This window comes from Bacillus sp. KICET-3 (assembly GCF_033261025.1).
GTDB classification, from domain to species: domain Bacteria; phylum Bacillota; class Bacilli; order Bacillales; family Bacillaceae; genus Bacillus; species Bacillus sonorensis.
Window position 1 is genome coordinate 144,470 of record NZ_CP137345.1, and the last position, 17,295, is coordinate 161,764.

28 protein-coding genes and 1 pseudogene are annotated in these 17,295 nt (G+C 44.4%); 27 read left to right on the top strand and 2 right to left on the bottom strand.

The annotated features are described in order from the left end of the window. The first annotated feature begins 2 nt into the window (after positions 1-2). The 27 genes from rpsQ to rpsI all read left to right on the top strand — a co-directional run bounded on the left by rpsQ (position 3) and on the right by rpsI (position 14,542). Complete coding sequence (gene rpsQ / locus R5H20_RS00795) at positions 3-266, top strand: 30S ribosomal protein S17 (protein WP_006640325.1); 264 nt, start codon at positions 3-5, stop codon at positions 264-266. Positions 267-306: 40 nt separating this feature from the next. Beyond that, positions 307-675, top strand: coding sequence for a 50S ribosomal protein L14 (gene rplN / locus R5H20_RS00800; RefSeq protein ID WP_006640326.1), 369 nt, complete (start codon positions 307-309; stop codon positions 673-675). A gap of 37 nt (positions 676-712) precedes the next feature. Further along, a complete protein-coding gene (rplX, locus tag R5H20_RS00805) occupies positions 713-1,024 on the top strand; it encodes a 50S ribosomal protein L24 (RefSeq protein ID WP_006640327.1) in 312 nt (103 codons plus the stop codon). A 25-nt stretch (positions 1,025-1,049) separates the two neighbouring features. Further along, complete coding sequence (rplE, locus tag R5H20_RS00810) at positions 1,050-1,589, top strand: 50S ribosomal protein L5 (protein WP_006640328.1); 540 nt, start codon at positions 1,050-1,052, stop codon at positions 1,587-1,589. 22 nt (positions 1,590-1,611) lie between these two features. Beyond that, positions 1,612-1,797 (top strand): 30S ribosomal protein S14, encoded by a 186-nt coding sequence (gene rpsN, locus R5H20_RS00815; protein WP_003178353.1) that lies wholly within the window; start codon positions 1,612-1,614, stop codon positions 1,795-1,797. A gap of 31 nt (positions 1,798-1,828) precedes the next feature. Beyond that, positions 1,829-2,227, top strand: a complete 399-nt coding sequence (rpsH, locus tag R5H20_RS00820; RefSeq protein WP_006640329.1) for a 30S ribosomal protein S8 — start codon at positions 1,829-1,831, stop codon at positions 2,225-2,227. A 30-nt stretch (positions 2,228-2,257) separates the two neighbouring features. Continuing rightward, positions 2,258-2,794 carry a 50S ribosomal protein L6 gene (gene rplF / locus R5H20_RS00825; protein WP_006640330.1) on the top strand — a complete coding sequence of 179 codons (537 nt, stop codon included), beginning with the start codon at positions 2,258-2,260 and terminating at the stop codon, positions 2,792-2,794. A 31-nt stretch (positions 2,795-2,825) separates the two neighbouring features. Then, a complete protein-coding gene (gene rplR, locus R5H20_RS00830; protein WP_006640331.1) occupies positions 2,826-3,188 on the top strand; it encodes a 50S ribosomal protein L18 in 363 nt (120 codons plus the stop codon). 24 nt (positions 3,189-3,212) lie between these two features. After that, on the top strand, positions 3,213-3,713 hold the full coding sequence (gene rpsE, locus R5H20_RS00835) for a 30S ribosomal protein S5 (protein WP_006640332.1): 501 nt from the start codon (positions 3,213-3,215) through the stop codon (positions 3,711-3,713). A gap of 13 nt (positions 3,714-3,726) precedes the next feature. Then, positions 3,727-3,906 carry a 50S ribosomal protein L30 gene (gene rpmD / locus R5H20_RS00840; RefSeq protein ID WP_006640333.1) on the top strand — a complete coding sequence of 60 codons (180 nt, stop codon included), beginning with the start codon at positions 3,727-3,729 and terminating at the stop codon, positions 3,904-3,906. 30 nt (positions 3,907-3,936) lie between these two features. Further along, on the top strand, positions 3,937-4,377 hold the full coding sequence (gene rplO / locus R5H20_RS00845; RefSeq protein WP_003178364.1) for a 50S ribosomal protein L15: 441 nt from the start codon (positions 3,937-3,939) through the stop codon (positions 4,375-4,377). Between the two features lies 1 nt (position 4,378). Further along, positions 4,379-5,674 carry a preprotein translocase subunit SecY gene (gene secY / locus R5H20_RS00850; protein ID WP_006640334.1) on the top strand — a complete coding sequence of 432 codons (1,296 nt, stop codon included), beginning with the start codon at positions 4,379-4,381 and terminating at the stop codon, positions 5,672-5,674. A 54-nt stretch (positions 5,675-5,728) separates the two neighbouring features. Next, complete coding sequence (locus tag R5H20_RS00855; RefSeq protein WP_006640335.1) at positions 5,729-6,382, top strand: adenylate kinase; 654 nt, start codon at positions 5,729-5,731, stop codon at positions 6,380-6,382. Next, positions 6,379-7,125, top strand: coding sequence for a type I methionyl aminopeptidase (gene map, locus R5H20_RS00860; RefSeq protein WP_006640336.1), 747 nt, complete (start codon positions 6,379-6,381; stop codon positions 7,123-7,125). The genes R5H20_RS00855 and map overlap by 4 nt, the downstream gene beginning before the upstream one ends. A 9-nt stretch (positions 7,126-7,134) precedes the next feature. Next, a complete protein-coding gene (locus R5H20_RS00865; protein WP_006640337.1) occupies positions 7,135-7,464 on the top strand; it encodes a KOW domain-containing RNA-binding protein in 330 nt (109 codons plus the stop codon). Next, entirely contained in the window at positions 7,442-7,660 is a 219-nt protein-coding gene (infA, locus tag R5H20_RS00870; protein ID WP_003178377.1) for a translation initiation factor IF-1, read from the top strand. The genes R5H20_RS00865 and infA overlap by 23 nt, the downstream gene beginning before the upstream one ends. A gap of 33 nt (positions 7,661-7,693) precedes the next feature. Continuing rightward, positions 7,694-7,807: a 50S ribosomal protein L36 gene (gene rpmJ, locus R5H20_RS00875; RefSeq protein WP_003156543.1), complete on the top strand. Its 114-nt coding sequence runs from the start codon at positions 7,694-7,696 to the stop codon at positions 7,805-7,807. Between the two features lie 22 nt (positions 7,808-7,829). After that, positions 7,830-8,195 carry a 30S ribosomal protein S13 gene (rpsM, locus tag R5H20_RS00880; RefSeq protein WP_006640338.1) on the top strand — a complete coding sequence of 122 codons (366 nt, stop codon included), beginning with the start codon at positions 7,830-7,832 and terminating at the stop codon, positions 8,193-8,195. A 20-nt stretch (positions 8,196-8,215) separates the two neighbouring features. After that, positions 8,216-8,611, top strand: a complete 396-nt coding sequence (rpsK, locus tag R5H20_RS00885; protein WP_006640339.1) for a 30S ribosomal protein S11 — start codon at positions 8,216-8,218, stop codon at positions 8,609-8,611. A gap of 174 nt (positions 8,612-8,785) precedes the next feature. After that, entirely contained in the window at positions 8,786-9,730 is a 945-nt protein-coding gene (locus tag R5H20_RS00890; RefSeq protein ID WP_006640340.1) for a DNA-directed RNA polymerase subunit alpha, read from the top strand. Between the two features lie 77 nt (positions 9,731-9,807). Next, positions 9,808-10,170: a 50S ribosomal protein L17 gene (gene rplQ / locus R5H20_RS00895; RefSeq protein WP_003178384.1), complete on the top strand. Its 363-nt coding sequence runs from the start codon at positions 9,808-9,810 to the stop codon at positions 10,168-10,170. A gap of 123 nt (positions 10,171-10,293) precedes the next feature. After that, positions 10,294-11,139, top strand: coding sequence for an energy-coupling factor ABC transporter ATP-binding protein (locus tag R5H20_RS00900; RefSeq protein WP_006640341.1), 846 nt, complete (start codon positions 10,294-10,296; stop codon positions 11,137-11,139). Further along, positions 11,115-11,984, top strand: a complete 870-nt coding sequence (locus R5H20_RS00905) for an energy-coupling factor ABC transporter ATP-binding protein (protein WP_006640342.1) — start codon at positions 11,115-11,117, stop codon at positions 11,982-11,984. Before R5H20_RS00900 ends, R5H20_RS00905 begins: the two co-directional genes overlap by 25 nt. Further along, a complete protein-coding gene (locus R5H20_RS00910) occupies positions 11,981-12,778 on the top strand; it encodes an energy-coupling factor transporter transmembrane component T family protein (RefSeq protein WP_029418437.1) in 798 nt (265 codons plus the stop codon). Before R5H20_RS00905 ends, R5H20_RS00910 begins: the two co-directional genes overlap by 4 nt. Positions 12,779-12,788: 10 nt before the next feature. After that, on the top strand, positions 12,789-13,532 hold the full coding sequence (gene truA, locus R5H20_RS00915) for a tRNA pseudouridine(38-40) synthase TruA (protein WP_006640344.1): 744 nt from the start codon (positions 12,789-12,791) through the stop codon (positions 13,530-13,532). Positions 13,533-13,693: 161 nt separating this feature from the next. Beyond that, a complete protein-coding gene (gene rplM, locus R5H20_RS00920) occupies positions 13,694-14,131 on the top strand; it encodes a 50S ribosomal protein L13 (RefSeq protein ID WP_003178393.1) in 438 nt (145 codons plus the stop codon). A gap of 18 nt (positions 14,132-14,149) precedes the next feature. Then, the gene (rpsI, locus tag R5H20_RS00925; protein ID WP_006640345.1) at positions 14,150-14,542 is read left to right on the top strand and encodes a 30S ribosomal protein S9; all 393 of its coding nucleotides are present in this window, start codon (positions 14,150-14,152) and stop codon (positions 14,540-14,542) included. 309 nt (positions 14,543-14,851) lie between these two features. Here the strand turns inward: rpsI and R5H20_RS23480 are convergent. After that, positions 14,852-15,321: pseudogene (locus tag R5H20_RS23480) on the bottom strand (DinB family protein). A gap of 551 nt (positions 15,322-15,872) precedes the next feature. Next, entirely contained in the window at positions 15,873-17,276 is a 1,404-nt protein-coding gene (locus R5H20_RS00940; protein ID WP_006640347.1) for a S8 family peptidase, read from the bottom strand. Between the last annotated feature and the right edge of the window lie 19 nt (positions 17,277-17,295).

Genomic DNA, 17,295 nt, shown 5'->3' on the forward strand with positions numbered 1-17,295 from the left:
ACATGAGCGAACGCAATCAGCGCAAAGTTTACCAAGGACGTGTCGTTTCTGACAAAATGGATAAAACCATTACTGTTGTTGTTGAAACATACAAAAAACACCCGCTTTACGGTAAACGCGTAAAGTACTCTAAAAAATTCAAAGCACATGATGAAAATAATCAAGCTAAAATCGGAGACATCGTAAAGATCATGGAAACTCGTCCATTATCTGCGACTAAACGTTTTCGTCTAGTTGAGGTTGTCGAAGAAGCTGTTATTATCTAATAAAGTTCGGAAACCTTTTTCCGAAGGGAGGTAACAAATAATGATTCAACAAGAGACTCGTTTAAAAGTAGCTGACAACTCTGGTGCTCGTGAAGTATTAACGATCAAAGTTCTTGGCGGTTCCGGACGCAAGACAGCTAACATTGGTGATGTCATTGTTTGCACGGTTAAACAAGCAACACCAGGAGGCGTTGTCAAAAAAGGTGATGTCGTAAAAGCTGTTGTCGTTCGTTCAAAAAGCGGAGCACGCAGAAACGACGGATCTTACATCAAATTCGATGAGAATGCATGTGTTATCATCCGTGATGACAAAAGCCCGCGCGGAACTCGTATCTTCGGACCTGTAGCACGTGAACTTCGTGACAACAACTTTATGAAAATTGTTTCTCTAGCTCCAGAAGTACTTTAATGATATCAATGCCGGACTTTAAGGAGGTGCGATCAGGATGCATGTTAAAAAAGGCGATAAAGTAATGGTTATCTCTGGTAAAGATAAAGGGAAACAAGGAGTGATCCTTGCTGCATTCCCTAAGAAAGACCGTGTAATTGTCGAGGGTGTCAACATTGTTAAGAAACACTCAAAGCCGACTCAGGCAAACCCTCAAGGCGGAATCTTGAACCAAGAGGCGCCAATTCATGTGTCAAACGTAATGCCGCTCGATCCTAAAACAGGTGAAGTGACTCGCGTAGGATACAAAGTAGAAAATGGCAAAAAAGTTCGTATTGCAAAAAAATCTGGGCAAGTTCTAGATAACTAGTAATAAAGGAAGGGAGGTCTATCTCATGAACCGCCTTAAAGAAAAGTACAATAAAGAAATTTCACCTGCATTAATGAAAAAGTTTAACTACAAATCTGTGATGCAAGTGCCTAAAATCGAAAAAATCGTAATCAACATGGGTGTTGGTGACGCTGTTCAAAACGCTAAAGCAATCGATAGCGCTGTTGAAGAACTAACGTTTATCGCAGGTCAGAAACCTGTTGTTACTCGTGCGAAGAAATCTATTGCTGGATTCCGTCTTCGTGAAGGAATGCCGATCGGTGCGAAAGTAACTCTTCGCGGAGAGCGCATGTATGATTTCCTTGATAAACTGATTTCTGTTTCTTTACCGCGTGTACGTGACTTCCGCGGAATCTCCAAAAAATCTTTTGACGGACGCGGAAACTACACATTAGGAATTAAAGAACAGCTGATCTTCCCTGAAATTGACTATGATAAGGTAACTAAAGTTCGCGGTATGGACATCGTTATTGTAACGACTGCCAATACAGATGAAGAAGCACGTGAACTATTAACTCAATTAGGTATGCCATTCCAGAAATAATCAATGAAAGGGAGGCGAAATCGTGGCTAAAAAGTCAATGATTGCGAAGCAAAAACGTACACCGAAGTTTAAAGTACAAGAGTACACTCGCTGCGAACGCTGCGGACGTCCACACTCTGTTATTCGTAAATTTAAGCTTTGCCGTATTTGTTTCCGTGAACTTGCATATAAAGGACAAATTCCTGGCGTTAAAAAAGCCAGCTGGTAATCCCCGTTTATGGGAAGGAGGTTATTAAATAATGGTTATGACAGATCCGATTGCAGATATGCTGACTCGTATTCGTAATGCAAACATGGTACGTCATGAGAAGCTTGAAATTCCTGCTTCTAAATTGAAAAGAGAAATCGCTGAAATCTTGAAAAGAGAAGGTTTCATCCGTGACGTAGAATACATTGAAGACAACAAACAAGGCATCATCCGTGTTTTCTTGAAATACGGACAAAACAACGAACGTGTCATCACTGGTCTTAAAAGAATCAGCAAACCTGGTCTGCGCGTTTACGCTAAGTCAAACGAAGTGCCTCGCGTACTTAACGGACTCGGAATCGCAATTCTTTCTACATCACATGGTGTGTTGACAGATAAAGAAGCCCGCGCTAAACAAGCTGGCGGAGAAGTATTAGCATACGTTTGGTAAGAAAGTTTAACATGAATGGAGGTGCTTGGTATGTCTCGTGTAGGTAAGAAGCTACTTGAGATTCCTTCAGGCGTTACAGTTGCGTTGAACGACAACACTGTAACCGTGAAAGGACCAAAAGGAGAATTAACTCGTACGTTTCATCCTGATATGAACATCAAAATTGAGGACAATGTACTGACTGTAGAACGTCCTTCTGATAATAAAGAACATCGCGCGCTGCATGGTACGACCCGCAGCATCATCGGAAACATGGTTGAAGGTGTATCCAAAGGCTTTGAAAGAGGTTTGGAATTAGTCGGTGTCGGTTACCGTGCTTCTAAATCCGGAAACAAACTTGTTTTAAACGTTGGATACTCACATCCTGTAGAAATCGTTCCTGAAAACGGAATTGAAATCGAAGTTCCATCTCAAACAAAAATAGTCGTAAAAGGTACAGATAAAGAGCGCGTTGGAGCTACTGCTGCCAACATCCGTGCTGTACGTTCTCCAGAGCCTTACAAAGGTAAAGGGATCCGCTATGAAGGAGAAATGGTTCGTCGTAAAGAAGGTAAATCTGCTAAGTAAAACCGCTTAAAGTGAGAAAGGAGTGACCCAGATGATTACGAAAACAAGCAAGAATGCTGCACGTCTTAAAAGACACGCTCGTGTTCGTGCGAAGCTTTCAGGAACGCCTGAGAGACCTCGTCTAAATGTTTTCCGTTCAAACAAACATATTTACGCGCAAGTGATCGATGACGTGAACGGTGTTACACTTGTGAGTGCATCTACTCTTGATAAAGACTTTAACGCCGAGAACAGCGGCGATACGTCTGCGGCTGCAAAAGTTGGAGAGCTTGTTGCAAAACGCGCTTCTGAGAAAGGTATTACCAATGTCGTATTTGACCGCGGCGGATACCTTTACCATGGACGTGTAAAAGCTTTGGCTGACGCTGCACGCGAAGCTGGATTGGAATTTTAATAAAAGAAGGAGGGACATATGAATATGCGTCGTATTGACCCAAGCAAATTAGAGTTAGAAGAACGCTTAGTTACCGTTAACCGCGTAGCGAAAGTTGTTAAAGGTGGTCGTCGTTTCCGTTTCGCAGCTCTAGTCGTTGTCGGTGACAAAAACGGTCACGTCGGATTCGGAACTGGTAAAGCACAAGAAGTGCCGGAAGCGATCCGCAAAGCTGTTGAAGATGCGAAAAAGAATTTGATCGAAGTACCAATGGTTGGAACTACAATTCCACACGAAATCATCGGACGTTTCGGTGCAGGAAACATCTTGTTAAAACCTGCTGCTGAAGGTACGGGAGTTATCGCTGGAGGCCCAGTACGTGCGGTGCTTGAGCTTGCCGGTGTATCTGATATCCTTTCTAAATCTTTAGGTTCTAACACACCGATCAACATGATCCGTGCAACAATTCAAGGATTAAGCGAACTGAAACGCGCTGAAGATGTTGCGAAGCTTCGTGGAAAATCTGTAGAAGAACTGTTAGGATAAGGAGGGAACATTAATGGCTAAATTAGAAATTACCCTCAAACGCAGTGTAATCGGTCGCCCGGAAGATCAGCGCATCACTGTGAGAACGCTTGGTTTAAAGAAAACAAACCAAACAGTCGTTCACGAAGATAACGCTGCTATCCGCGGAATGATTAACAAAGTATCTCATTTAGTTTCTGTAAAAGAACAATAAAAATAAATGATAGGCTAAGGAGGTGTCCTAATGAAACTTCATGAATTAAAGCCCGCAGAAGGTTCACGCAAAACGCGCAACCGCGTAGGTCGTGGTATTGGTTCAGGTAACGGTAAAACAGCTGGTAAAGGTCATAAAGGTCAAAACGCTCGTTCTGGCGGCGGTGTACGTCCTGGATTCGAGGGTGGACAAATGCCTTTATTCCAACGTCTTCCTAAACGCGGTTTTACAAACATCAACCGCAAGGAATTCGCTGTGGTCAACCTAGACAAACTCAACAGCTTTGCAGAAGGGACGGAAGTTACTCCTGAACTTCTTCTGGAAACAGGTGTAATCAGCAAGTTGAAATCTGGAGTGAAAATTCTTGGCGACGGTAAATTAGAAAAAAAATTAACTGTTAAAGCCAATAAATTCTCCGCTTCTGCTAAACAAGCAATTGAGGCTGCTGGCGGTACAGCTGAGGTGATCTAACTTGTTTAAGACAATCTCCAATTTTATGCGTGTGAAGGATATTCGGAATAAGATTATCTTCACTCTTTTAATGCTTATCGTCTTTCGTCTCGGTTCATTCATTCCTGTGCCGAATGTAAATACAGATGTCCTGAAGGCACAGGATCAAATGAGCGTATTTGGGATCCTAAACACATTTGGCGGCGGTGCATTATACAACTTCTCCATTCTTGCGATGGGGATCATGCCGTACATCACCGCTTCAATCATCATTCAGCTTCTGCAGATGGATGTTGTTCCGAAGTTTACGGAATGGTCGAAGCAAGGGGAAGTTGGTCGCCGAAAATTAGCTCAGTTCACAAGGTACTTCACAATCGTTCTTGGATTTATCCAGGCTTTAGGTATGTCTTACGGGTTTAATAACATGGCCGGCGGCGCGTTAATCAGTGACCCGGGAGTCGGCACCTATTTGACCATTGCGATTGTTCTGACTGCTGGAACTGCTTTTTTAATGTGGCTGGGTGAACAAATTACGTCCCATGGAGTAGGCAACGGAATTTCCATCATCATCTTTGCTGGGATCGTTGCCGGCATTCCGCAGACGATCAATCAGATCTACGTTCAGCAGTTTGAAGATGCTGGAGATCAGCTGTTCATGCAAATCTTAAAGGTTGTCATTATATTGCTTGCGATTTTGGCGATTGTCGTTGGCGTTATTTTTATCCAACAGGCAGTTAGAAAAATCTCAATTCAATATGCGAAAGGTTCAGGCCGTTCACCTGCTCCCGGCGGTCAGTCTACACATCTGCCGCTGAAGGTCAATCCGGCGGGTGTCATTCCAGTCATCTTTGCTGTTTCGTTTATCATTACGCCGCGGACTGTGGCATCATTCTTTGGCTCCAATGATGTAACGAACTGGATTCAAAAAACGTTTGATTACACGCATCCGGTCGGAATGGCAATCTATGCAGCATTGATTATTGCCTTTACCTATTTCTATGCATTTGTCCAGGTGAACCCTGAACAAATGGCCGATAATCTTAAAAAACAAGGTGGCTATATTCCGGGAGTTCGTCCAGGAAAAATGACTCAGGATAGAATTACGAGCATTTTGTATCGACTTACATTTGTCGGCTCCATATTTTTGGCCGTGATTGCCATTCTTCCTGTCTTGTTCGTTAATATTGCTGGGCTGCCTTCTTCTGCACAAATTGGCGGAACAAGTTTGCTGATCGTGATCGGTGTAGCACTCGAAACAATGAAGCAGCTTGAAAGCCAGCTGGTGAAACGAAACTATCGTGGATTTATGAAGCACTAGAGGAAATGGGATGGGCCCATTCCCTCTTAAAATAGAGAGGACGGGGAATCCAAAATGAACTTAGTCTTAATGGGACTGCCTGGAGCCGGTAAAGGAACACAGGCTGAACGGATTGTTGACGATTTTGGGATACCTCATATCTCAACAGGAGACATGTTCCGCGCTGCGATGAAAGAAGAAACGGATCTGGGACTTGAAGCCAAATCATACATTGATAAAGGCGAGCTTGTTCCTGATGAAGTGACGATTGGTATTGTCAGGGAGAGACTTGGCAAGAATGATTGTGACCGGGGTTTTCTTCTGGACGGATTTCCGAGAACAGTCGCACAAGCTGAAGCACTTGAGGAAATTCTTAAAGGACTAGGCAAGTCGATTGATCATGTCATCAATATTCAAGTCGATAAAGATGCATTGATGGAACGTCTTACCGGACGCAGAATCTGCAAAAATTGCGGTGCAACATATCATTTAGTCTTTAATCCGCCTGCAAAAGAAAATGTATGCGATAAGTGTGGAGGAGAACTTTATCAGCGCGCAGATGATAATGAAGCTACCGTTTCCACACGGCTTGAGGTTAACTTGAAGCAAACTCAGCCTTTACTCGATTTTTATGCGGATAAAGGATATCTCGTAAACATTGACGGGCAACAGCACATCAATGAAGTTTACGCTGATATAAGAAAGCTTCTCGGAGGCCTGGACAAATGATTATTTGTAAAACTCCCCGAGAAATCGAAATCATGCGTGAAGCGGGCCGGATTGTTGCTTTAACTCACCAGGAGCTGAAAAAGCACATTAAACCCGGCATCTCGACAAAAGAATTGGATCAAATTGCCGAACGTTTTATTACGAAGCAGGGTGCAATCCCATCTTTTAAAGGGTATAATGGTTTTCGCGGGAGCATTTGCGTTTCGGTCAACGAAGAACTGGTTCACGGTATTCCGGGCAGCCGGGTGCTTCGTGACGGAGACATCATCAGCATCGATATCGGTGCGAAGCTAAACGGTTATCATGGTGACTCTGCATGGACTTATCCAGTAGGAACGATCAGCGATGATGATCAAAAGCTGCTGGACGTGACAGAGGAATCTTTATATAGGGGCTTGCAGGAAGCAAAACCGGGTGAACGTTTGTCGAATATTTCCCACGCAATACAAACGTATGTCGAAAGCGAACATTTTTCAGTTGTTAGGGAATATGTCGGACACGGGGTCGGTCAGGATCTGCATGAGGATCCGCAAATTCCTCACTACGGTCCGCCGAACAAAGGCCCGCGGTTAAAGCCTGGCATGGTCTTGGCCATTGAACCGATGGTCAACGCAGGCAGCCGGTATGTCAAAACACTGGCTGATAACTGGACGGTTGTTACTGTGGACGGGAAAAAGTGTGCTCATTTTGAACACACGATTGCGATTACGGAGACAGGTTTTGATATACTGACAAAAGCCTAGGTGAATGAGATGAGTCGGAAAACGCCTGAAATTGGACAGTTCGTTCGTATTATACGAGGTCGCGAATTGGACCAATACGCAATTGTCATTGGAATATTCGATCATCATCATGTGCTGGTAGCAGACGGAGAAAAGCGTAAATTTCATTCTCCTAAGAAAAAGAATATCAATCATTTAACCTTTTATGATTGCGTATCTCCGGAAGTTCAGAACAGTATAAACGAAACTGGGCGTGTGACAAATGGAAAATTGAGGTTTTCTCTATTGAAATTTGTCAGAGAGCAAGTTACTGATTTGAAGAAGGGAGAACACTTGAATGGCGAAAGACGATGTAATTGAAGTGGAAGGTACTGTAGTCGAAACGCTGCCAAACGCAATGTTCAAAGTTGAACTTGAAAATGGCCACACGGTTTTGGCTCATGTATCCGGTAAGATCCGCATGCACTTCATTCGCATTTTACCTGGAGACAAAGTTACGGTAGAATTATCTCCATATGACTTAACTCGTGGTAGAATTACGTACCGTTACAAATAAAGCACTCCGGAAATTGAAGGAGGTTGGAAACACATGAAAGTGAGACCATCAGTTAAACCGATCTGTGAAAAATGCAAGGTCATTCGCAGAAAAGGAAAAGTAATGGTGATCTGTGAAAATCCAAAGCATAAACAAAAACAAGGATAATTTTTAAGGAGGTGCGAGAGAGATGGCTCGTATTGCTGGTGTAGATATCCCACGTGACAAGCGTGTTGTTATTTCATTAACATACATCTTTGGAATCGGCCGTACAACGGCTCAGCAAGTGTTAAAAGAAGCTGGTGTTTCTGAAGACACTCGCGTTCGTGATTTAACTGAAGAGGAACTTGGTAAAATCCGTGACGTAATCGACAAATTGAAAGTTGAAGGTGACCTTCGCCGTGAAGTGTCTCTTAACATCAAACGTCTGATCGAAATCGGAAGCTACCGCGGAATTCGTCATCGTCGCGGATTGCCTGTTCGCGGTCAAAATACTAAAAATAACGCGCGTACTCGTAAAGGTCCGCGTCGTACTGTAGCTAACAAGAAAAAATAAGCAAGGGAGGTAATTAATCAATGGCTGCTGCTCGTAAATCAAACACGCGTAAACGTCGCGTGAAAAAGAATATTGAATCTGGAATCGCTCATATTCGTTCAACTTTCAACAACACGATTGTTACAATCACTGATGTTCATGGCAATGCTATTTCTTGGTCAAGTGCCGGAGCTCTAGGATTTAAAGGTTCTCGTAAATCCACTCCGTTCGCTGCACAAATGGCTGCTGAAACAGCTGCTAAAGGTTCTATCGAACATGGACTTAAAACTCTTGAAGTTACTGTTAAAGGACCAGGTTCTGGCCGTGAAGCTGCAATCCGTGCGCTGCAAGCTGCCGGACTTGAAGTAACAGCGATCAGAGACGTAACACCTGTTCCTCATAACGGATGCCGTCCGCCAAAACGTCGCCGCGTGTAATTTGTTTGTATAGATTTTGTGTCCCTGTCAATAATGGGTTATGATACAGTTAATTTATAAAACGAATGCACACTCGTTGCCTGAGCACATACGGGACTAAACAATGGGGAATTTCGGATAGAATCAGAGAAGTTCTTTCCGGGGTTTCGACGTTTTGAAGGAGGGTTTTATGAAATGATCGAGATTGAAAAACCAAAAATCGAAACGGTTGAAATCAGCGACGATGCCAAGTATGGTAAATTTGTCGTAGAGCCACTTGAGCGTGGATATGGTACAACTTTGGGTAACTCCTTACGTCGTATCCTTTTATCCTCACTCCCTGGTGCCGCTGTAACATCGATCCAGATAGATGGTGTACTGCATGAATTTTCGACGATCGAAGGCGTTGTTGAAGATGTTACAACGATTATCTTAAACATTAAAAAACTTGCACTGAAAATCTACTCTGAAGAAGAGAAGACGCTTGAGATTGATGTTCAGGGTGAAGGAGTTGTAACGGCTGCTGATATTACCCACGACAGTGATGTTGAGATTTTGAATCCTGATCTTCACATTGCGACTCTTGGCCAAAACGCGAGTTTCCGAGTTCGCTTAACCGCTCAAAGAGGTCGCGGGTACAACCCAGCTGACGCGAATAAAAGAGACGATCAGCCGATTGGCGTCATCCCGATTGATTCCATCTATACACCTGTTTCTCGTGTATCTTATCAAGTTGAGAATACTCGTGTGGGTCAGATTACAAACTATGACAAACTTACGCTTGACGTATGGACAGATGGAAGCACTGGACCAAAAGAAGCGATTGCGCTTGGTTCAAAGATTTTGACTGAACACCTTAATATTTTTGTCGGTTTGACCGACGAAGCCCAGCATGCTGAAATCATGGTTGAAAAAGAAGAAGATCAGAAAGAAAAAGTTCTGGAAATGACAATTGAAGAGCTTGATCTTTCCGTTCGTTCTTACAACTGTTTGAAACGTGCGGGCATTAATACGGTTCAAGAGCTTGCGAACAAGACTGAAGAAGATATGATGAAAGTCCGCAACCTGGGTCGCAAGTCACTCGAAGAAGTGAAAGCGAAACTTGAAGAGCTTGGACTTGGCCTTCGCAAAGACGATTGACTAGTTTCAATGTGAACTAGGATTTTCGTGTGTTTTTTATTTCAGATAGAGTATTTCAATAAAGGAGGGGACACTACATGTCATACAGAAAACTAGGACGCACTAGTGCACAGCGTAAAGCAATGCTGCGTGATCTTACAACAGACTTGATCATCAACGAAAGAATCGAAACAACAGAAGCTCGTGCTAAAGAACTTCGCTCTGTTGTAGAAAAAATGATTACACTTGGCAAGCGCGGAGATTTACACGCACGCCGCCAAGCAGCTGCATACATCCGCAATGAGGTAGCGGACGCAGAGAAAAACCAAGATGCACTTCAAAAGCTTTTCTCTGATGTAGCACCTCGCTATGAAGAGCGCCAAGGCGGATACACACGCATTATGAAGCTTGGTCCTCGCCGTGGTGACGGAGCACCAATGGCTATCATCGAATTGGTTTAATCACATATATTGTGTGTCTAAAGAAGGGCGGGACAGTTTTTAACTGGATCTATGCCCTTTTTTTAGATTGAACGACTAGTCAGATCAGCGGAGTTTTTAGATGAGAGGAGGCCGGACGGGCAAATGAATCAAGAGCGATTAATAGCTGTAGAGGATATCACCTTCCGTTATCAAAAAGAAGCGGAAAGACCTGCGCTTGATCATGTATCTTTTCATGTTTCAAAAGGGGAATGGCTGGCGATTGTCGGGCACAATGGTTCCGGGAAATCGACGCTTGCCCGTACTTTGAACGGCCTGATCCTGCCTGATGAAGGATCGATTGAAGTCGCCGGCATCAAGCTGACGGAAGATACGGTCTGGGATGTCAGAAAAAAAGTCGGCATGGTGTTTCAAAATCCCGATAATCAATTTGTCGGGACAACCGTTCGCGATGATGTGGCTTTTGGTTTAGAAAACAACGGAGTTCCAAGAGAAGATATGGTGGAAAGGGTGGATTGGGCTGTTAAACAGGTAAACATGCAGGACTTTCTCGATCAAGAGCCGCACCATCTCTCAGGAGGACAAAAGCAGCGTGTTGCGATTGCGGGAGTGCTTGCCGCCCGGCCTGACATCATGATTCTTGATGAAGCCACTTCAATGCTTGATCCGCTGGGGAGAGAAGAAGTGCTGGAAACGGTCAGACGGTTAAAAGACCAAGGAATGGTGACAGTCATTTCAATAACCCATGATTTAAACGAGGCGGCGAAAGCGGACCGGATCATTGTCATGAACGGCGGAAAGAAATATGCCGAGGGTTCTCCGGAGGAAGTTTTCCGCCTCAACAAAGACCTGATTGACATCGGACTGGACTTGCCTTTTTCCTATCAGCTCGGCCAGCTCTTAAAAGAAAAGGGGCTTGCTGTAAAGGGCGATCATCTGACACAAGAAGGATTGGTGAATGAGCTATGGACATTGCGATCAAAGATGTAGAACACCGATACCAGATGAAAACGCCATTTGAACGCCTGGCGATTTACGACATCAATGCCGTGATCAAGGAAGAAAGGTATGTCGCCGTTATCGGGCATACAGGGTCGGGAAAATCAACCTTGCTTCAGCATCTGAACGGGCTGCTAATGCCGACGAAAGGACAGATTCGGCTTGGCGACGACGTAATTGAAGCGGGCAAAAAGAACAAACAGCTCAAAGCCCTCAGAAAAAAAGTCGGCATCGTTTTTCAATTTCCGGAGCACCAGCTCTTTGAAGAAACGGTGTTGAAGGATATTGCCTTTGGTCCCGTTAATTTTGGCATGAGCCAGGAACAAGCGGAAAAAAAGGCGTGGGATATGCTGAATCTGGTTGGCTTGCCTGAAGAGGTGTCAGGCCGGTCACCGTTTGAGCTGAGCGGAGGACAAATGAGACGCGTGGCAATCGCGGGAGTGCTGGCGATGGAACCCGAGGTTCTCGTTCTTGATGAACCGACTGCAGGTCTTGACCCGAGAGGCCGCAAAGAGATTATGGATATGTTTTATGATCTTCATAAGCAGAAAAAGCTGACGACGATTCTTGTCACACACAGTATGGAGGATGCGGCAGCCTACGCCGATGAGCTTATCGTGATGCATAAAGGCACTGTAAAAGCCAAAGGAACCCCGCGGGAGATCTTTTCCAAAAGGGATGAAATAGCCGCTTTCGGTCTTGATCTGCCGGAAACGATTAAGTTTCAAAAACGGCTTGAAGAGACGCTTGGCATTACGTTCAAAGCGCCCATCCTGACGATTGAAGACGCAGCTTCTGAAATCAAAGCACTCTTTCAGGAGGAAAATGCCCTATGATGGACAGTATCATTATCGGCAAGTATGTCCCGGGTTCCTCTGTCATTCACCGTCTTGATCCGCGTACGAAGCTGTTATCCATTTTTCTTTTTGTCTTTATCGTTTTTTTTGCTAACAATGCATTAACCTACGCTTTGCTTGGCGTGTTCACGGTTCTTGCGGCCGCTTTATCAGGCGTGCCGGTCCGCTTCCTTTTAAAAGGCATGAAGCCGGTTGTCTGGATCGTGCTGTTTACGTTTCTGCTCCACATCCTAATGACAAGAGAAGGGCCCGTAGTCGCCGATCTTCGCTTGTTTAAAATCTATGAGCAGGGACTTGTTCAGGGGATTTTTATTTCGCTTCGGTTTATTTATTTGATCGTCATCACGACGCTGTTAACATTGACGACGACACCGATCGAAGTAACCGATGGGCTTGAGCATCTGCTCGGTCCGTTTAAAAAGCTGAAGCTTCCCGTTCATGAACTCGCTTTAATGATGTCCATTTCGCTGAGATTTATACCGACCCTTATCGAAGAGACAGATAAGATCATGAAGGCGCAAATGGCGCGAGGCGCAGATTTCACAAGCGGCCCGCTGAAAGACCGCGTCAAGGCGATCGTGCCCCTTCTGGTGCCGCTGTTTGTCAGCGCCTTTAAAAGAGCCGAAGAACTGGCGACGGCCATGGAAGCGCGCGGCTATCGGGGAGGGGAAGGCCGCACGAAATACAGGCAGCTGACGTGGAAATGGAAGGATACTTCCGTTCTCCTCTTGTTAGCCGCTCTTGCCGTTTTATTAATCCTCTTGCGGACTTAGGTGATATGTGATGAGAATGAAGTGCACCATTTCATATGACGGGCATCTGTTTTACGGCTATCAGGTGCAGCCGGGGCAAAGAACCGTTCAGGACGAGCTGGAACGGGCGTTAAAGACCCTCCACAAGTCAAAGGAGCGCATCCCTGTCGTGGCATCCGGAAGGACAGACAGCGGTGTTCATGCGGTCGGACAGACGATTCATTTTGACACCCAGCTCTCCATCCCTGAAACAAAATGGCCGTATGCTTTAAATGCCCTTCTCCCGGATGATATAGCGGTAACCAAAGCGGAGGCCGTCGATGATCAATTTCACGCGAGATTTTCCGCCAAAAAAAAGGAATACCGGTATATGATCTACAGGGGCAGACACCTGAATGTGTTTAAACGGCATTATGCATATCATGTTCCATATGAGCTCGATTTGCAAATGGTGGAAAAAGCAGCACAACATTTAGTCGGCACCCATGATTTTACAAGCTTTTGCACGGCCAAAACCGAGGTGAAGGACAAAGTCAGGACGATATATGAGCTTGAATGGTCTGAAACCGAAGACGGTCTGCAAATGCGGATCGTCGGAAGCGGATTTTTGTACAACATGGTCAGAATTATTGCCGGAACGCTTCTTGATGTCGGTACCGGCAAATTTTTACCCGATGATATCGAAAAGATGATCGCTGCCAAAAATCGCGATGCGGCGGGGCGCACTGCACCGGCTCATGGGTTGTATTTATGGAACGTCATCTATGACAACTAAACCAGGTGTAACATTTTCTTGACAGCGAGTACAGAAAGTTATAAGATATCATATGGTATGTATTTCAACCCCACGATAAGCCCCGGAAACTTATTGTGTTTTGAAATAGAACGTAATTGAAGTTTATTGAAAATGGCAGATCCATTTAGGAGGGAAATTTAATGCGTACAACACCTATGGCTAACGCAAGTAATATCGAACGCAAGTGGTTAGTTGTTGATGCTGCTGGCAAGACGCTAGGACGTCTTTCTACAGAAGTTGCATCTATCCTTCGCGGAAAACACAAACCAACTTACACACCACACGTTGACACTGGAGATCATGTGATCATCATCAACGCTGAAAAAATCGAGTTAACTGGTAAAAAGTTAACGGACAAAATCTACTACCGCCACACTCAGCATCCAGGCGGATTAAAATCAAGAACAGCTCTTGAAATGCGTACGAACTACCCTGAGAAAATGCTTGAGCTTGCGATCAAAGGCATGCTTCCAAAAGGTTCTCTAGGTCGTCAAATGTTCAAAAAATTGAACGTATACCGTGGTTCTGAGCATCCACACCAAGCACAAAAACCTGAAGTTTACGAACTTCGCGGTTAATTAAAGGAGGTTACCAATTTGGCACAGGTTCAATATTACGGTACTGGCCGTCGTAAAAGCTCTGTAGCGCGTGTGCGTTTAGTTCCAGGAGAAGGCCGTATCGTCGTTAATAATCGTGAAATCAGCGAACACATCCCATCTGCAGCTCTAATCGAAGATATCAAACAACCATTGACTTTGACTGAAACAGCTGGTACTTATGACGTTTTAGTAAACGTACATGGAGGCGGCTTATCTGGTCAAGCTGGAGCAATCCGTCACGGTATCGCCCGCGCTTTGCTTGAAGCAGATCCGGAATACCGTTCAACTCTAAAACGTGCCGGTCTTCTGACTCGTGACGCACGTATGAAAGAGCGTAAAAAATACGGACTTAAAGGCGCACGCCGTGCACCTCAGTTCTCAAAACGTTAATTATGGCGTTTCAAAGACCCTCAAGCTTTATGCTTGGGGGTTTTTTATGTCTGAAAAGAGCTTTGACCACACCTTTTTTCTTTTAGTGGGATTTGTATATCAGAGTGAACTAAGCGCTGCTAGACTTCCTTAATACTTACCCATTGTTATTTTGTGAAGATGAAGCTTCATTTAGGTATATTTAATATCCGATGTATTCTTATTAGCTAAATGCACCTTTTTCACAGCTGCACCCGTTATTATGAAGTAGGTTTGGAGAGCAGTAATGAGTGCGGCAACTCAACCAAGAGCCTATTTCTTTAGCTCTCCTCATTCACGTGTATCATTAGAAATCCGCCGTTCTACATACGAAGCGGATACCGGAACACTGTTCATCTCCCCTGCCCAGACAGAAATTTGTCCGATATGGTGAATTTTATGGGCGATCAAGTGCCTTAAAATATCACCTTGCGTGTATGCTTCTTCAGACCAAGACGCTTTAACCAGTTTTTTTCGGCTGCGCTGGTAAATTCGAAAACCACGTTTTCAACTTCTTCGGGGCGATATTTTTCAATGATTTGCTGAATCGTCTTGTAATCGGAAAAATTAGGGTTGAAGTCTGGCTTTTATAAAATGGCGTAGATCCAGCTCACCTCAACATCGACAATATGAAACAGGTTTATCAAAATGCTCTCCATACCGCCTGAACGCCTCTTTTCGAGTTCCTCCTGTGACTGATGCAAGCACCAGTCAAACCCTTCATTGCGAACCTGCCAATTATATTGAAACAATCCATTCATTGCCTCACCTCTCTTTATCTGTTCGGACTTTTCCTTCTCCTGAAAATCGGGCTTCAAACTGCATAAAAGGAAACTGGTTAATTGGATTTTCCGGCGTTTATTTTTCATTTTTACTTGAAGCAGATCCGGAATACCGTTCAATTCTAAAAACGCGCTCGACTTCTGACTCGCGATGCGAATAAAAGAACGTGCCCGTGCACCTCAGTTTTAAAAACGTAAATATAGCATGTTAAATGCTCTCAAATCATTTGATTGGAAGCCACGACGATTGTATAAGATAGCAGACATAGAAAAGCCTTTAAAAGACGGTTCTCAGCCTTCTGAAAATGGTTTAATGGGTTTTTGGTTGTGCTTGGTCCTTTGACCTCTTAGCGGAGCTGTAAACGTTTATTGAGGCTGTTGAGGAGAGGGAGGGCAGCGAGAGGGTATAGCCCCCGGATGATGTGTGAAAACGGGCTTAAAATAATGGTCCAGCTATAAAAAGAGCAAAAGAACCGATGAGTTCTTTTGCTTTTTCAAAGGGAAGGGGGAAACTTTTTAGTTTCGCACACTCAATCAGTCAATGCTCGATAGACATTTAATACTCCCGCACCGGTGTCTATTTTGTCAGCGTTCCGATTAGCATTTTTTAACAGGATTTTAACAGCTTTGTCTGGTTTGTCATGCAATTGTTTCTGATCAATCAGAAGGGCCAGAGCGCCGGATACTTTTGGGGCCGCGATCGAAGTGCCTATTGAGAATGTATAGGTTACTCCGGGAGCTGCACCGAGAATGTATTCCTGCCTGAACAGTCCTTCTCCGTAATATCGATCCTCGCCCACTTCATTTAAAAGACGGAGATCGCCTCCATCGGCTGCAATGTCGACGACATTTTTTCCATAATTGGAAAAGACGGATCTCATTCCGCTTGGACCTATTGAGGAAACGGTGACGACATTCGGCAATTGGGCCGGAATCAAAATGACTTTGCCGTCTGCCGATAAGTCCTCCTGTTTGGTACTTCGCCAATATTCAAATACGGCATTTTTGTCTTTCAAGTCAAGGCCTTCATTTCCAATTGAGGCTACAACGGCACTGCCCTTTTTATGGGCAAACGAGACTGCTTTTTTAAAAGCTTTAATTTCAGCCAGATCATCCGTATCAGGCATTTGTTTGTTCTTCCGATTTTGTTTTACAAGAAATGTACCGAAGCTGACGTTGATAATATCGACATCATCGATCGCCGCTTGGATGATCGCATCAATAATCCAGACTGTGTCAGCGCTTTTCCCGCCGAATACTCTGTAAGATCTGATTCCTGTTTCTGGTGCGATCCCTTTCATCAATCCATTTGCCGCAATTTGACCGGCTACAAATGTTCCGTGTCCCAGGTAATCTGTGCTGTCGTTTATATCACCCTTTTCATATGGTTCCTGTCCTCTCAGTCCCCCTTTAGGCACAAAGTTTCGGACGGAGAGGATGTTTTCTTTCAAATCTGGATGGTTCATGTCAATTCCGGAATCAATGATACCCACGATTGTGTTTTTGCTTCCTTCGGTGATTTGATAAGTCTGTCCATTATTGGTCGCTTTTCTCATATCCCATTGGAAGTCGTCCCATAGAGTAGGGGTGCCCCCAAATATCGTCGCCTCCGCCGGAGCAGTGTTATGCAGTGAGGCAGGCTGCATGGCTACAGATTGGTTATGGCTGTTTATGTAGTTTATTTCAGCCGCCAGTTCTTGAACCTCTTTTTGTCTGCCTTCTATCTGATAAAGCCCGATTTCTTCGACTGAGTATACAAGTTTTATGTTTCGTTCAATAAGTGTCTTCACCCAATCATCGTGATGGGCTGGGCTCTCTAGGTAAATCGTATATCTATCAAGTTGACTGTTATTAGCGGAAGCCTGCCCGGGCAGGGCAAAGACGATCACGACGAGCAGGCACAATAATAATATGTGAATTCGTTTTATGTTCATGATTTTTCCTCCCAGCCTA

Bases quoted from the DNA above. Each gene is read 5' to 3' on its own strand.
- rplR (WP_006640331.1), top strand. From the start codon at position 2,826: ATGATTACGAAAACAAGCAAGAATGCTGCACGTCTTAAAAGACACGCT.
- R5H20_RS00910 (WP_029418437.1), top strand. From the start codon at position 11,981: ATGATGGACAGTATCATTATCGGCAAGTATGTCCCGGGTTCCTCTGTC.
- rpmJ (WP_003156543.1), top strand. From the start codon at position 7,694: ATGAAAGTGAGACCATCAGTTAAACCGATCTGTGAAAAATGCAAGGTC.
- rpsM (WP_006640338.1), top strand. From the start codon at position 7,830: ATGGCTCGTATTGCTGGTGTAGATATCCCACGTGACAAGCGTGTTGTT.
- R5H20_RS00900 (WP_006640341.1), top strand. From the start codon at position 10,294: ATGAATCAAGAGCGATTAATAGCTGTAGAGGATATCACCTTCCGTTAT.
- map (WP_006640336.1), top strand. From the start codon at position 6,379: ATGATTATTTGTAAAACTCCCCGAGAAATCGAAATCATGCGTGAAGCG.
- R5H20_RS00890 (WP_006640340.1), top strand. From the start codon at position 8,786: ATGATCGAGATTGAAAAACCAAAAATCGAAACGGTTGAAATCAGCGAC.
- R5H20_RS00940 (WP_006640347.1), bottom strand. From the start codon at position 17,276: ATGAACATAAAACGAATTCACATATTATTATTGTGCCTGCTCGTCGTG.
- rpsK (WP_006640339.1), top strand. From the start codon at position 8,216: ATGGCTGCTGCTCGTAAATCAAACACGCGTAAACGTCGCGTGAAAAAG.
- rplQ (WP_003178384.1), top strand. From the start codon at position 9,808: ATGTCATACAGAAAACTAGGACGCACTAGTGCACAGCGTAAAGCAATG.
- R5H20_RS00855 (WP_006640335.1), top strand. From the start codon at position 5,729: ATGAACTTAGTCTTAATGGGACTGCCTGGAGCCGGTAAAGGAACACAG.
- rpsE (WP_006640332.1), top strand. From the start codon at position 3,213: ATGCGTCGTATTGACCCAAGCAAATTAGAGTTAGAAGAACGCTTAGTT.
- R5H20_RS00865 (WP_006640337.1), top strand. From the start codon at position 7,135: ATGAGTCGGAAAACGCCTGAAATTGGACAGTTCGTTCGTATTATACGA.
- rplF (WP_006640330.1), top strand. From the start codon at position 2,258: ATGTCTCGTGTAGGTAAGAAGCTACTTGAGATTCCTTCAGGCGTTACA.
- rpsH (WP_006640329.1), top strand. From the start codon at position 1,829: ATGGTTATGACAGATCCGATTGCAGATATGCTGACTCGTATTCGTAAT.
- truA (WP_006640344.1), top strand. From the start codon at position 12,789: ATGAGAATGAAGTGCACCATTTCATATGACGGGCATCTGTTTTACGGC.
- infA (WP_003178377.1), top strand. From the start codon at position 7,442: ATGGCGAAAGACGATGTAATTGAAGTGGAAGGTACTGTAGTCGAAACG.
- rpmD (WP_006640333.1), top strand. From the start codon at position 3,727: ATGGCTAAATTAGAAATTACCCTCAAACGCAGTGTAATCGGTCGCCCG.
- rplX (WP_006640327.1), top strand. From the start codon at position 713: ATGCATGTTAAAAAAGGCGATAAAGTAATGGTTATCTCTGGTAAAGAT.
- rplE (WP_006640328.1), top strand. From the start codon at position 1,050: ATGAACCGCCTTAAAGAAAAGTACAATAAAGAAATTTCACCTGCATTA.
- rplO (WP_003178364.1), top strand. From the start codon at position 3,937: ATGAAACTTCATGAATTAAAGCCCGCAGAAGGTTCACGCAAAACGCGC.
- R5H20_RS00905 (WP_006640342.1), top strand. From the start codon at position 11,115: ATGGACATTGCGATCAAAGATGTAGAACACCGATACCAGATGAAAACG.
- rplN (WP_006640326.1), top strand. From the start codon at position 307: ATGATTCAACAAGAGACTCGTTTAAAAGTAGCTGACAACTCTGGTGCT.
- rpsQ (WP_006640325.1), top strand. From the start codon at position 3: ATGAGCGAACGCAATCAGCGCAAAGTTTACCAAGGACGTGTCGTTTCT.
- rplM (WP_003178393.1), top strand. From the start codon at position 13,694: ATGCGTACAACACCTATGGCTAACGCAAGTAATATCGAACGCAAGTGG.